This is a genomic window from Spirillospora sp. NBC_01491 (assembly GCF_036227065.1).
Classification (GTDB): domain Bacteria; phylum Actinomycetota; class Actinomycetes; order Streptosporangiales; family Streptosporangiaceae; genus Spirillospora; species Spirillospora xylanilytica.
Genome location: NZ_CP109432.1, coordinates 829,840 through 842,361, shown reverse-complemented (window position 1 = coordinate 842,361; position 12,522 = coordinate 829,840). Strand labels below are relative to the sequence as shown.

The following is a 12,522-nucleotide window of genomic DNA, read 5'->3' as shown; positions in this document are numbered from 1 at the left end:
ATGGGCGATGACCGGAACGGCAAGACGACCACCTGGCTGGACGGTGCGACCGGGAGCGAGCTCCAGCGCGCCGGGCTGGCGGTGCGGGCGCCCTGGTGGACGACGCTGGCGCTCAACGGCGAGGCGCGGCGCACCCGGCTGCGCGAGGTGCACGAGGGGTACCTCGGCGCGGGCGCCCAGGTGATCACCGCGAACACCTTCCGGTGCAACCTGCGGGCCCTGCGCCGCGTCGGGCTCGAGGACGCCGGCCTGGCCTGGATGGTGCACGCGGCGGTCGGGGTGGCACGGTCGGCGCGCGGTGCGGAACGGGCGCGGATCGCCGGTTCCATGGCGCCGGTCGAGGACTGCTACCGGCCCGACCTGGTGCCGTCCGACGAGGAGTTGCGCGCCGAGCACGGGTGGCTGGCGACCGAGCTGATGCGGTCGGGCGCCGACCTCGTCCTGGTCGAGACGATGAACACCGCGCGCGAGGCCGCGATCGCGCTCGAGCAGGTCCAGGCCGCCGGTGGACGGGCCTGGGTCTCGTTCGTCATCGGCGCCGACGGCCTGCTGCTGTCGGGCGAGCCGCTGGTGGACGCGGCGAAGGCGGCCGAGCGCGACGGCGCCGAGGCCGTCCTGGTCAACTGCGCCGGGCCGGAGGCCACCGAGACCGCTCTCCGGCTGCTGCGCGAGGCGCTCTCGGGGCCCATCGGCGCCTACCCCAACATCGAGGACCGCCAGGGGACGTGGGCCCGCACGCACCTGGACCGCCACCTGCCGGCCGCGCTGGAGCCCGCCGAGTTCGCCGACCTCCTCGCCCGGTGGGGCGAGGAGTACGCGCCGGACATCCTCGGCGGCTGCTGCGGCACCACCCCGGCCCATCTCGCGGCGGCCCGGAACGGGGCGGCGCGGGTGGGCGGGTGACAACGTCTAGGAGGACGCCGATGCAGGCCGCACCCCTCGACCCGCGGACCGTGAAGCGGGAGCAGCGCACCACCTGGGACGGCATCGGCCCGGGCTGGGAGGCGTCGCTGGAGACGTTCGAACGGGGCGCGGCGGCGGTGACCGGGCGGCTGCTGGCCCTCGGCGGCGTGCGGCGCGGGCACCGGGTCCTGGACGTCGCCACCGGCCTCGGCGAACCGGCGCTGGCCGCGGCCCGGATGGTCGGGCCCGCGGGCCGCGTCCTCGGCACCGACATCTCCCCGGCGATGCTCGAGATCGCGCGGCGGCGGGCCGGAGAGCTCGGCAACGTCAAGTTCGCGGCGGGCGACCTGGAGTCGCTCGACCTGGAACCGGGCCTCGCGCCGGGCTCGTTCGACGTGGTGCTCAGCCGCTGGGGGCTGATGTTCGCCGTCGACCACGCCGCGCTGTTCCGGAGCCTGGCGGGCCTGCTGGCGCCGGGCGGCGTCCTCGCCGCCGCGGTCTGGGGCCCGCCGCAGGCCGTGCCGATGATGTCGCTCGGCTACTCGGTGCTCGGCGAGCGGCTGGAGCTGCCGCCGCCGCCCGCCGGGCAGCCCGGACCGTTCAGCATGTCCGACCCCGGACGGCTCGCCCGCGTCCTGGCGGGCGCGGGGTTCACCGGTGTGTCGGTGGAGGAGTTCACGGTGCCGTTCCGGTTCGGCTCGACCCGGGAGTGGGTCGACTTCACCAGGGCCGTGACGCCCCGGGCGCTGATCCGCAGGGTGGGGGAGCGGTTCGGGTCCGAGGACGACCCGGCCACCTGGGGGGCCGTCGGGACCGCCGCCGAGCGCTTCCGGTCGGCGGACGGGGGGCTGTCCCTGCCGTCCACCGCACTGTGCCTGCGGGCCGTCGCCCCGTCCGGAGGAGCGCCGTCCGGACGGCCATCGTCCCGATGAGCGGCGGTCCGATGGGCACCGGCCCGGTGGACGCCGGGCATCCGCCGGGCGGACCGGTGACGGGCGTGATCCTCGCCGGAGGCAACGGAACGCGGCTGGCCCCCCTCACCGACCGGACCAGCAAGCAGCTCCTGCCCATCGGCGGCGAGCCCCTGGTGGCGCGGGTGACCGCCCAGCTCGCGCGGGCCGGCGTGGCCGACGTGCTGGTGGTCATCGACGAGCGCCACGCCGGCGGGTTCCTGGACGCGCTCCGCGACGGCCGGCGGTTCGGGCTGCGCAGCCTCGCCTACGTCTGGCAGCCGCCGGACGGGCGGGGGATGCCGTCGGCGATCGCCCAGGCCGAGCGGCATCTGCGCACCGACAAGTTCCTGGTCGCCTGCGGCGACGTGCTCATCGAGCCGTCGCTCGCACCCGCGGTGGCCGACTTCGCGGCGCAGCGCGGCGGGGCGCGGATCCTCGCCACGCGGACCCCCGACACGGCCGGCTACACGCCGCTGCTGACGTCCGGCGCCAGGGTGACCGGCATCCCCGACAAGGACCCCGCCAGGCATGGGCCCGGCCTGATGGACCTCGGCTGCTACCTCTACCACCGCGACGTGTTCGACGAGATCCGCGCCCTGCGTCCCTCGGCGCGCGGAGAGACGGAGATCTGGGACCTGAACCGCGTGTACGCCCGGAGGGGCCGGCTCGCCTGCACCGAGGTGACCGGGTGGTGGACGGACGTCGGCAGCAGCCTCGACACCTACCGGCGGGCGGACGCGCGATACGGCCTCGACCGCGTGCGCTGAACGCGCCCCCCGAAATGAACGAACTTCTTGATTATGTAGTATCTCGCTCGATCGTCCGGCGATAGATCGGAAGATCAGCGCGTTGAGGGTGGTTCTAGAGTCTTGTCACCTTTGACGAATAACTATATGTTTCTAAACGAACTATCGCCGCGTGTTCGAGGAGGTCCCCGTGCCCGCGCTCACGTCACCGCATCGGCGCCCCGCGACGGCCCTGGTCGCCGTCGCCGTCCTGATCGCCTTGATCGCCCTGATCGGCCCGCTGACCGCCGCCGCCCGCCGCTCCGCCGCGTCCTCACCGGTGCGGGTCGTCCCGACGAGTGTGAAGGGATCGGACGGCAAGACCTACACGGCGACCAACCACCTGGTCACCGCCGACCCCGGCACGGGCGCGCACCGCCGGGAGTGGCTGCTCGCATGGACCGGGGCGGAGACGGCGGGCGGCATCGAGTCCGCCCCGTCCCACCGGCACGGCGCGTCGCCCGCCGCGACCACCGGCCAGACCCCGCCCGACTTCATGGCGGTGATCGACGCGACGAAGGGCTCCCGGACGTACGGGCGGGTGGTCAACACGGTGACGCTCGGCCCGCTGGTCAAGGGCGAGCCGCACCACATGCAGTACGTCTGGCACAAGGGGAACCGCGTCTTCGCGGGCACGATGTTCACCGACACCACCTACGTGTTCGACGTCGCCAAGCTGCCCGAGCTGAAGCTGACCGGGATCAACCTGTCGCGCGACACGCCGTGCGGCTCGGTGCCCGACGCCTTCTGGACCACCAAAGACGGGTCGGCGTACGGGTCGTACCTGGGCGGCCCGGACGTGTCCGGGCCGTGCCGCTACACCAACGGCGAGACCCGCGAGGGCAACGGCTTCGCCGGCTCCCCGGGCGAGCTGGTGCGGATCGGCACCGACGGAAGGACCGTGAGCGAGACGCCGGCCGCGATCGCGGCGGCCGAGAACCCCGCCAAGTGCCACAACGCTCCGGCGCTGCCGAAGGCCAGCTGCGCCAACCCGCACGGGATCCAGGCGCGCGAGGACCTGAACCGGCTGGTGATGAGCGATTTCGCCGAGGTCCGCAACTATCTGGACCCCGACACCAAGCTGACCGACCCCACCCTGCTGCGCAACACCGTGCGGATCTTCGACATCGCCGACCGGGCCCGTCCCCGGCTGCTGTCGGTCTCGCACCTGCCCACCGGTCCCCGCGTCGACAAGCTCCCGGCGTTCGACGAGGACCGCATGGTCATGGAGACGTCGGTGACCCAACTGCCGGCGCATCGCGGCGCGTTCGCCTCGACCATGGCCGGCGGAGCGGTGTTCTACACCCCCGACATCACCGCGCGGGCGCCCAAGTGGCGCGAGATCTTCGACAGCACCGCCGCCTACCGGCGACTCGGCCTGGACCCGCCGCTCACCGGGTCCAACGCCGGGAGCAGCTGGCTCCAGATCACCCCCGACGACCGCTACCTGTTCCAGGCCGTCATGGGCTCCGACCCGCGCGTCCCGCTGAAGCAGAACAGCGGCATGGTGTTCGTCCTGGACGTGCGGAAGCTGCTGCGCTCCGGCAAGGATCCCCGGTGCAGCATCGACCGGCTCGGGGAGATCACGCGCGGTGGCAGCGAACCCGACTGCCCGGCGCTGCTCGACGCCCAGCAGATCAAGGGCGGGATCGGCGGCCCGCAGGGACGCGTCGGGATCGGCCCGCACTGGGGCGCGATGGACAACTTCCGGCCCGGCCCGGACGGCTACTACCGCGAGACCGACCAGATCCGCCGCATCGTCACCAGCGACTACTTCGTCGCGCAGGCCGGCATCGACGGCGACCACAAGATCTGCATGACCGACTTCGACCCCGCCCGCGGGCTCTCGCTCGACCTGTCGTTCCGCGACGAGAACAACGGCACGCCGTGCCTGGACTTCGACCGGCAGCAGTGGCCGCACGGCTCCTGGGGCCACGCCCGCCCGCACGGGGTGCTGTTCGCCGTCGCCGACGCCGATGTCAGGTGACCGGCGGACCCGGCGGGACGGCGCCGGGCCCGCCGTCGCGGACGGCGAGGAGCTGCCAGAACCGGGCCGTCCGCACGTAGGGCTCCCGGTCGCACAGCTCCAGCTCGAGCCGTTCGACCGCGGCCGAGAACGCCGGATCGGCCTTGCGGGCGTCATCGGTGATGAGGTCCATGACGCAGCGGATCCCGTACCGGTGGCGGACCGGGCATCCGGCGGAGGCCAGCGCGGCCTCGACGGACCCCGGCTCCAGCCGCCACATGTCGTGCTCGAAGGTCTCCGACCGCAGGGTCGGGGCATCGATGAGCGTGAGGGCGCCCGCCGGGTCGGCCAGCCGGACGGCCCTGGACAGGACGTCCATCGCCGGGTTCGGGGCCATGACCGACAGCGTGCCGCCGGGCCCGACCATCCGCACCAGGAGGCCGATCGTGCCCGCGACGTCGGCCCGGTAGTGCAGCACGTTGTGGCACAGGACCAGGTCGAACCCGCCGGGCGCCTCGCCCCCGGGCCCGGTGAGATCGAGGGCGGGCATGGTGTCAAGGTCCGCGCGCACGGTCCGGACCCGGCCCGCCAGGCCCGCCGCCTCGGCCCGCGCCGCCGCGCGGTCGAGCAGGGCCGGCGAATGGTCGAGGATCGTGACCCGGTGCCCCCGCTCGGCGAGCCCCAGGCCGTCGCCCCCGTCGCCGCCGCCGACGTCGAGCACCCGGCAGCCGGCACCGGCCCGGCCGAACCCCCGGTCGAGGGTCTGCTCGACCAGCCGGTAGCGCAGCCGGTTCCACGGCGCGGCCCGCCACGTGTCCCAGGCGTCCACGCGGCCTTCGAAGACGTCGGCGCCCGCCTCGGCGGCGCGCGGCGATCCGGTCATGGCGTCCCCCCACCTCGGGAAGTTGCTAATGTAACATATAGCGAAATTCAGTTCCGATGGCGAAGATGATCTATGTTCCGGGCGGGACGTTCCTCCAGGGCGCCCCGCCGTGGATGGGCGACTGGCTCGAAGATCAGGGGCAGCCGCTCCCCGGTGAATGGTTCGCCGACGAGACCCCGCAGTTCCGCGCCTCGGTCCAGCCCTACTGGATGGACCGCCATCCGGTCACCGTGGGTGAGTTCCGGCAGTTCGCGCACGGCACCGACTATGTCACCGACGCTGAACGGGCCGGCTACGGCATGGTGTACGGCGACCAGTACTGGGAGGAACGGGAAGGCTCCTGCTGGAAACGTCCCGGCGGACACGGCGGTGAGGTCCGCGGCGAGATCCGCGACTACGAGAACCACCCCGTCGTGCACATCTCCTGGAACGACGCGAACTCCTATGCGCGATGGTCGGGAAAACGGCTGCCGACCGAGACCGAATGGGAATTCGCCGCCAGAGGCGCTCATTTCAAGGTCTGGCCCTGGGGGGACCAATGGCAGCCCTCCGAGGGGACGCACGAGGCGAACACGGCCGAACTCCACGCCGGTCCGCTGGGCTCGCTCGACGCCTGGCGCGAATGGTGGCACTCGGTTCACCGGCGCAGTGGTCCGTTGCCACAGACCACGCCCGTCGGGTCCTTCTCCCCGGGCGGCGACAGCGTCTTCGGATGCAGTGACATGGCAGGGAACGTCTACGAATGGACCGCCACGCTCTCCCACCTCTACGGCGAGGTCGCCGCGTGCGATCCCGTCGTGCGCAAGGTCATGGGCTTCTACCGGGTGATCCGCGGCGGGTCGTGGATGAATTTCCGCTATCAGGTCCGCTGTAGCGAGCGCATGCACGGCGATCCCGGCGGGTGGTCCAATTTCGCGCTCGGCTTCCGCTGCGCGCGCGACGCCTAGGCCGGACGCGGACCGGGCGCGGGAGGTTGAGATGGCGAGAATCGTCCTACCGGCCGGATGGTCGCACCGCGGGCAGAGCGAGTTCGACGGCGGTGAAGGGCCGCTGCACGAGGTCATCAAGCGATTCGCGGACGACCACCCGCATTACCGGCGCCGGCTGCTGGACCCCGACGGCGAGCCGCGCACCTACTTCAACGTCTACCTCGATGACACCGCCGTCCCGCGTGGCGACCGGTCCTCGACAACGGTCGGCGCCGGAAACGTCATCACCATTGTCCCGCCCATGGCGGGTGGCTGATCTGCGAATTATGTTCGGTTGCTGGGGTATTGCTGGAGATGGCCGGGCCCGGCCCGCCCGAATGGTCCGCGTGAGCCGGCCCGGACGGGGCTCTCTGGTAGCGTGGCGGGCCCCGATGGGGCCCATGCACATTCGCTTCCGTAAGGAGTAGTCGTGGAGCAGACAGAAGCCATGCGCAAGATGTGGGCGGCAGGCGACTATGTGACCTTCGGCGACCTTTTCGCCGAGGTCGGCCGCGCCCTGGTCGACGAGATCGGCGTGGACGGGCTGCACGTGCTCGACGTGGCGACCGGCACCGGGAACACCGCCATCGCCGCGGCCGAGGCGGGCGCCGCCCGCGTGGCGGGCCAGGACATCACGCCCGAGCTGCTGCGTTCGGCCCGCGAGCGGTCCGAGACCCGCGGCCTGAACATCGAGTGGGGCGAGGGCGACATGCGCAACCTCGTCTACCCGGACGGATCGTTCGACCGGGTGCTCTCGACGTTCGGGGCGATGGGCGCGCCCGAACCCGCCCTCATGGCCGCCGAACTGCTGCGGGTGTGCCGTCCCGGCGGAGCCGTCGCGTCGACCGCGTGGTCGCCGGAGGCCGGATTCTCCAAGGTCGGCGACGTCGTCTCGCGGTTCCTTCCCCAACCGGACGGTGGGTCCGCGCCCGCTCACGACCCCGCCGACTGGGCCAGGCCCGAGAAGGTCCCGGCGTTCTTCGCCGACCTGCCGGTCGAGCTGTCGCTGCTCGAACGGTCGATCGACGTCAAGTGGGAGTCGGCCGAGGACGCCGCGACGATGATCACCACTCGGTGCGGCCCGCTGACCGGCGCGGTCTCCGCACTCAAGGAGAGCGGGCGCTGGCCGGAGGCGTACGCCGCGCTCACCGAGATGCTGGCCGCCCAGAGCAAGGACGGCACCGGTTCACTCACGATCGAGATGCCCTACCTGCTCACCATCGCGCGCCCCGCCTGACCCGAACACCGTCCAGGGGTCGGTGACCAGGTCCGAGACCAGGGCCGCCACCGGGGGCCGCCCGGCGTCCGCGAGATCGCGCCCGAGCCGGGCCGCGGCCACGTCCAGCCAGGGCCGCAGAGTCGCCCAATGCCCCGCGACGACCAGCGCCGGGCCCCCGGCGGCCAGGCAGTCCGCCGCCGGGTCCCGGCGCAGCTCGCCGGTCACGAAGGCGTCCGCTCCGGAACGCTCCGCGTCGGCGAGAAGACCCTCGCCGTCGCCGCCGTGCACGGCGACGGTGCGGATCGTCCGGCCGGGGGCGCCCGCCGCGCGCACGCCCGCGGGCATCGCCGGGAGCCGGGCCGCTACGCGCGCGGCGAACTCGCTCAGCGTGGCGGGCTCGGGCAGCTCGCCGAGGCGCCCGCGGCCCCGGTCGCTCAGCGTCCCCGCCAGCTCGTAGAGGTAGTAGGCCGGCTCCTCGTAGGGGTGTGCAGCGTGCAGCGCAGCCGTGACGGCGTCGCGCAGCGAGCGCGGCGCGACCATCTCCACCCGGGTCTCCGGCTCCTCGGTGATCCGCCCCACCGAGCCGACCGCGGGCCTGGCCCCGGCCCCGGGCAGGAACGAGCCGGTGCCCTCGGTCGTCCACACGCACCGGCTGTAGTCGCCGACGACGCCCGCGCCCGCTCCGGACAGCGCGTCGATCACCTTGCCGGCGTCCGCGCCCGGCACGAACGCGACCACCTGGTCCAGCCGCTCGCGCACCGGCACCAGCGGCCGGACGTCCCGCAGGCCGAGCCGCCGGGCGAGGGCGTCCGAAACGGCCCCGGCATCGCGGCCGCCCTCGCCGTCGGGGCCGGCGATGTAGAGCGGCACGCCGGAGCGCGCCAGCCGGTAGAGCAGCCGGCCGTCGAGTCCCGCACCGGACGGGGCGCCCATGCCGCGCGCGTACGGCGCGCGGTGGGCCACCAGCAGGTCCGCGCCGGCGCGGACCGCCTCCGCGACCGTGCCGGCCACGACGTCGACGACGAACAGCACCCGGCGGACGGCCGCGCCGGAGCCGGGGTCCCCGCACACCAGCCCGGCCGGGGCGCCGCCGTCCGCCCGCCCGCCCGGACGGGCCGCGTCGAGCAGCGCCACCACCTCGGCTAGCGGGACCGCGCCGGGGGCGGTCACGGGCTCACCCGCCCCCGCCGCCGCCGGCCGGGGCGTCGAAGATCAGCAGAGTGCTGAGCGTCCCCTTCGCCTGCTCCAGCAGCGCCCGCGTCTGGTCCGGGGAGGCGGCGCTCGCCACCATCTCGCGGGCGTCCGGCGAATAGCGGTCGGTGAGCAGCGCGAGGACCTTGGGCGGGCCGGCCGCGCGCGCCGCCTGGACCGCGAGACCGAGATCGCCGAACGTCATCTCGACCAGGACGCAGGACACCCCGGCCGCGAGGTAGCGGCTCAGCTCCACGCGCAGCTCGGCCGGCGTCTGCTCGTGCCGCAGCGGCAGCCCCGACAGGTAGGCCAGCTGCGAGGCGAACGGGCTCGGCGTCAGGCGCGCGCCGAACTCCGCGGCCGCGACCAGCGCGATCGGGACGCCGGGCACCACGTGCAGCCGGCGCCGGTCGAGGCGGACGCCGTCGAGCACGTCGTAGGTGTCGGGGTTCCCCTCGACCAGGAGCGCCACCTCGCGCACCCCGGAGCCCTGCAACGCGGTCAGGACGTCGTCGACCCCGCTGATCGTCGCGTCGTAGTCGGTGATGTCGTACGGCACGACATGGCGGCCGGGCCCCCTCGGCAGCGGCGCGCCGAGGAGCCGTGGGAGCGTGTTCGCGTAGGTCCAGTCGGTCGCGACGACGGCCTCCGCCCGGTCGAGCACGCCGAGGATCTCGGCCTGCGTCCCGAGCGGGCGGGGCCCGACCCCGACGGCGGTGAGGTGCTGGTGCGGCGCGTCCGGCCGGGGCGGGCGGCGCGGCAGGCGGCGGCCGAGCGCCGCGGCCCGGTCGCGGACGAACCGGGCCGGCACCACGAAGTGCACCTCCTCGCGGCCGTGCGCGCGGATCCACCTGCTGCCGCCGACCGCCGCGGTCAGCCGCGCCGCCGCCTCGGCGCCATCGCCCGAAAGGACCACCGGCCGCCCCATGCCGAGCGCGTCGGTGGCGACGTCGTGGGCGGCGGGGAACAGGTCCGCGCGCAGGGACAGGAATCCGGCCGACACCGGGGAGATCGGATACCGGCAGCCCGCGATCTCGACGCCGACGCGGTGCCGGACCCCGGCCGCCGCGCGGAAGATCGAGACGTCGGTGAGCGCCGCGGCGGTGCTGCCCGCCAGCGCCCCGCCCGGCCGCACGTCCGCCCGCTCCTGCACGGCCCGCCGCCTCAGGCGGCGAGTTCGGCGAGCCGGGGCACCATCTGGACCGGGGACGGCAGCGCGGCCATCTCCGCCCGGACCTCGGCCACCGCCGCGCGGATCCCGGCGTCGTCCAGGACCCCCTCGACCAGGGCCGCGTCCAGCTCTCCGACCTCGGCGGTGCGCCCCACGCCGCGCTCGCGCACCGAGTCGGACTGGAGGAAGTTGGGCGCCCCCGAGGGCACCACGAGCTGGGGGACTCCGGCGTCGAGCGCGGCCAGGGTGGAACCGGCCCCGCCGTGGTGGACGATCCCCGCGCAGCCGTCCAGGAGCGGGCGCAGCGGCACCCAGTCGCGGATGATCCGGACGTTCGGCGGCACCTTCGCGTCGTGCTCGGCATCGCCGGCGACGCCGCTGAGCAGCACCGCGAACTCGGCGTCGACGTCGCCGGCGACCTCGAAGACGCGGGCCAGGAGCGGCGCCATGTTGGGGGCCATGATGGACGTGCCGATCGTGACCGCGATCCGGCGCCCCGGCGGCCGGCCGGCGAGCTCCTCGGGAAGCCGCCCGCCCCCGTTGTAGGGGATGTGCCGCATCGGCCACGCGCCGGGCTGCTCGGCGACCATGCTCGGCGGCGCGACGTCGAGCGCCGCGCGCCGCGGCAGGCCGTCCAGCGCGTGCGCGGCGAACGTCTCCGGGATCAGCTCGGGCAGGCGGTCGTAGAAGTCGTCGGTGCGCAGCAGGCTGGAGCCGTGCTCGACGGCGGGCACGCCCAGGCTCGCGGCGGCGAGCGGCCCGCCGCCCTGCAACTGGGAGTGCACGACGAGGTCGGGCCGGCACAGCTCCGCGGTCGCGATCATCTGGTCGGCGTAGCGGCGGGTCGCCTCGACCAGCAGGGGGCGCCCGTCGGCCACCCGCGTCGCGCGCGCGGTCACCAGGTCGGGCCGGCCCGCGTTGATCTGCGCCACCGACGCGCACTCCCGGCGCGGGTCGAAGTCGATCACGTGCAGGCCGGCGCCGGCCACCTGGAGCGCGGGCCCGGTCGTCCCGACGAGCACGTCGTGCCCCGCCGCGCGCAGCGCCCACGCGAGCGGGACCATCGGGTACAGGTGGCTCGCCAGCGGGGTGGACAGGAAAAGCACACGCATCGTTCGCCCTTCTGGACCGTCCCCCGGCCTCGGCGCGCCGGCGTCCCGGTCTCGGTGCGCTAGCGGCGGAGGTTCACCGGCAGGTGGCTGAGCCCGCGCAGGTTGTGGCCGGGCCGCCGCCGGGCCGGCCCGGCCGGCTCCACCGCGGAGAAGTCGGTCACCAGGCAGGCCAGCAGCTCGGCGAGGACGAGCCGGCCGAGGTGCGCCCCGAGGCAGAAGTGGACGCCCCCGCCGAACGACAGCGAGGGGCCCTCGTCGCGGGTCACGTCGACGCGGTCGGGATCGGTGAAGCGCTCCGGGTCGCGGTTGGCCGCGCCCTGGATCCCGATCACGATCTGCCCGGCGGTGAGCTCGACGCCGGCCACCGTGCAGGGGGTCAGCGCCGTGCGCGGATTGAGGTTCAGCGGCGGATCGAGGCGCGCGAGCTCCTCCACCGCGCGCGGGATGCGCCCCGGATCCTCGCGCAGCAGCGCGAGCTGGTCGGGATGCGACAGGAGGATGGCCATGGAGTTGCTCATGAGGTTCACGGCGGTGTCGCTGCCGGCGTTCATCAGGTTGGCGGACGCCGCCACCACCTCGACCTCTTCGAGCGTCCCGTCGCTCGCCGCCGCGGCGAGCCGGGTGAGCATGTCGTCGCGGGGCTCGCGGCGCCGCTCGGCCAGCAGTTCGGCGAAGTAGTCGGCCATGCGGATCTCGGCCGCGGCGGCGGCCGGCAGGTCGTCCGCCGCGGTGAGCGGGTCGAAGACCTTCATCGACTCGGGCGACAGCCGGGCGAGCTCGGCCCGGTCCCGCTCGGGGACACCGAGCATGTCGCCGACCACCGCCGAGCCGAGGGGGGAGGCGACCGTCCGGACGAAATCGCCCCCCGGCCGGTCGGCGAGCCCTTCGAGCAGCCGCCGGGCGGTGTCGCGGACGGTCTTCCTGAGCTGCTCCACGTGGTAGGGCGTGAAGGCGGACGCGATCGGACGGCGCATCCGGGTGTGCAGCGGCGGGTTGGCGAACACCATGGTCCGCTTCCAGCGGGCCATCACCGGTTCGAGGAGGTCCGGGGGGAGGTTCGTGAGGTGCTGCACCGACTCCTCGCCGCGGCCGAGCCGCCGGTCGCGCAGGGCGGCGTCGACGTCGGCGTAGCGCGACAGCACCACCATGCCGGTCTCGGTACAGAAAACTGGAGCGTTCTCGTGCAGCCAGCGATAATGCTCCGCCGGATCCTCGTCCACCGGATTCTGGAGGATCCGGAAGAAGACGAGCTCGGCCTGGTCGTCCGGGATGGCCTGATCGTGAAGGGTGTCCACCGTGGAACTCCTGTCAGTCGCCCGGTCTGGGCCTCCGTCTCCGCGCTCGGCCCGGCCGTCGGATCACGACATCCGA

Annotated in this window: 12 protein-coding genes; 7 read left to right on the top strand and 5 right to left on the bottom strand. The window is 74.1% G+C overall.

The window, feature by feature from the left end; genetic code table 11:
• The 4 genes from OHA34_RS04130 (at position 1) to OHA34_RS04115 (ending at position 4,628) form a co-directional block, all read left to right on the top strand.
• Positions 1–903 (top strand): homocysteine S-methyltransferase family protein, encoded by a 903-nt coding sequence (locus OHA34_RS04130; protein ID WP_285943263.1) that lies wholly within the window; start codon positions 1–3, stop codon positions 901–903.
• A gap of 20 nt (positions 904–923) precedes the next feature.
• The gene (locus OHA34_RS04125; RefSeq protein ID WP_285943264.1) at positions 924–1,835 is read left to right on the top strand and encodes a class I SAM-dependent methyltransferase; all 912 of its coding nucleotides are present in this window, start codon (positions 924–926) and stop codon (positions 1,833–1,835) included.
• On the top strand, positions 1,832–2,623 hold the full coding sequence (locus OHA34_RS04120) for a sugar phosphate nucleotidyltransferase (RefSeq protein ID WP_285943265.1): 792 nt from the start codon (positions 1,832–1,834) through the stop codon (positions 2,621–2,623). The genes OHA34_RS04125 and OHA34_RS04120 overlap by 4 nt, the downstream gene beginning before the upstream one ends.
• 169 nt (positions 2,624–2,792) lie before the next feature.
• Positions 2,793–4,628, top strand: a complete 1,836-nt coding sequence (locus OHA34_RS04115; RefSeq protein WP_329520752.1) for a hypothetical protein — start codon at positions 2,793–2,795, stop codon at positions 4,626–4,628.
• Here OHA34_RS04115 and OHA34_RS04110 read toward each other — a convergent pair.
• The gene (locus OHA34_RS04110; protein WP_285943267.1) at positions 4,621–5,490 is read right to left on the bottom strand and encodes a methyltransferase domain-containing protein; all 870 of its coding nucleotides are present in this window, start codon (positions 5,488–5,490) and stop codon (positions 4,621–4,623) included. The two genes, OHA34_RS04115 and OHA34_RS04110, sit on opposite strands and share 8 nt — an antisense overlap.
• A 56-nt stretch (positions 5,491–5,546) precedes the next feature.
• Here OHA34_RS04110 and OHA34_RS04105 point away from each other — a divergent pair, with 56 nt between their 5' ends.
• The 3 genes from OHA34_RS04105 to OHA34_RS04095 all read left to right on the top strand — a co-directional run bounded on the left by OHA34_RS04105 (position 5,547) and on the right by OHA34_RS04095 (position 7,695).
• Positions 5,547–6,437 carry a formylglycine-generating enzyme family protein gene (locus OHA34_RS04105; RefSeq protein WP_285943269.1) on the top strand — a complete coding sequence of 297 codons (891 nt, stop codon included), beginning with the start codon at positions 5,547–5,549 and terminating at the stop codon, positions 6,435–6,437.
• 31 nt (positions 6,438–6,468) lie between these two features.
• On the top strand, positions 6,469–6,735 hold the full coding sequence (locus OHA34_RS04100) for a MoaD/ThiS family protein (protein WP_285943271.1): 267 nt from the start codon (positions 6,469–6,471) through the stop codon (positions 6,733–6,735).
• Positions 6,736–6,888: 153 nt separating this feature from the next.
• Entirely contained in the window at positions 6,889–7,695 is an 807-nt protein-coding gene (locus OHA34_RS04095; RefSeq protein ID WP_285943272.1) for a class I SAM-dependent methyltransferase, read from the top strand.
• Here OHA34_RS04095 and OHA34_RS04090 read toward each other — a convergent pair.
• The 4 genes from OHA34_RS04090 to OHA34_RS04075 are packed head-to-tail and all read right to left on the bottom strand — an operon-like array spanning position 7,645 to position 12,446.
• Complete coding sequence (locus tag OHA34_RS04090; RefSeq protein WP_285943273.1) at positions 7,645–8,847, bottom strand: Nif3-like dinuclear metal center hexameric protein; 1,203 nt, start codon at positions 8,845–8,847, stop codon at positions 7,645–7,647. The genes OHA34_RS04095 and OHA34_RS04090 overlap by 51 nt on opposite strands.
• A gap of 4 nt (positions 8,848–8,851) precedes the next feature.
• Complete coding sequence (locus OHA34_RS04085; protein ID WP_329520751.1) at positions 8,852–10,021, bottom strand: SAM-dependent methyltransferase; 1,170 nt, start codon at positions 10,019–10,021, stop codon at positions 8,852–8,854.
• An 11-nt stretch (positions 10,022–10,032) separates the two neighbouring features.
• Positions 10,033–11,151, bottom strand: a complete 1,119-nt coding sequence (locus tag OHA34_RS04080) for a nucleotide disphospho-sugar-binding domain-containing protein (RefSeq protein WP_329520750.1) — start codon at positions 11,149–11,151, stop codon at positions 10,033–10,035.
• 59 nt (positions 11,152–11,210) lie between these two features.
• Entirely contained in the window at positions 11,211–12,446 is a 1,236-nt protein-coding gene (locus OHA34_RS04075; RefSeq protein ID WP_329520749.1) for a cytochrome P450, read from the bottom strand.
• Between the last annotated feature and the right edge of the window lie 76 nt (positions 12,447–12,522).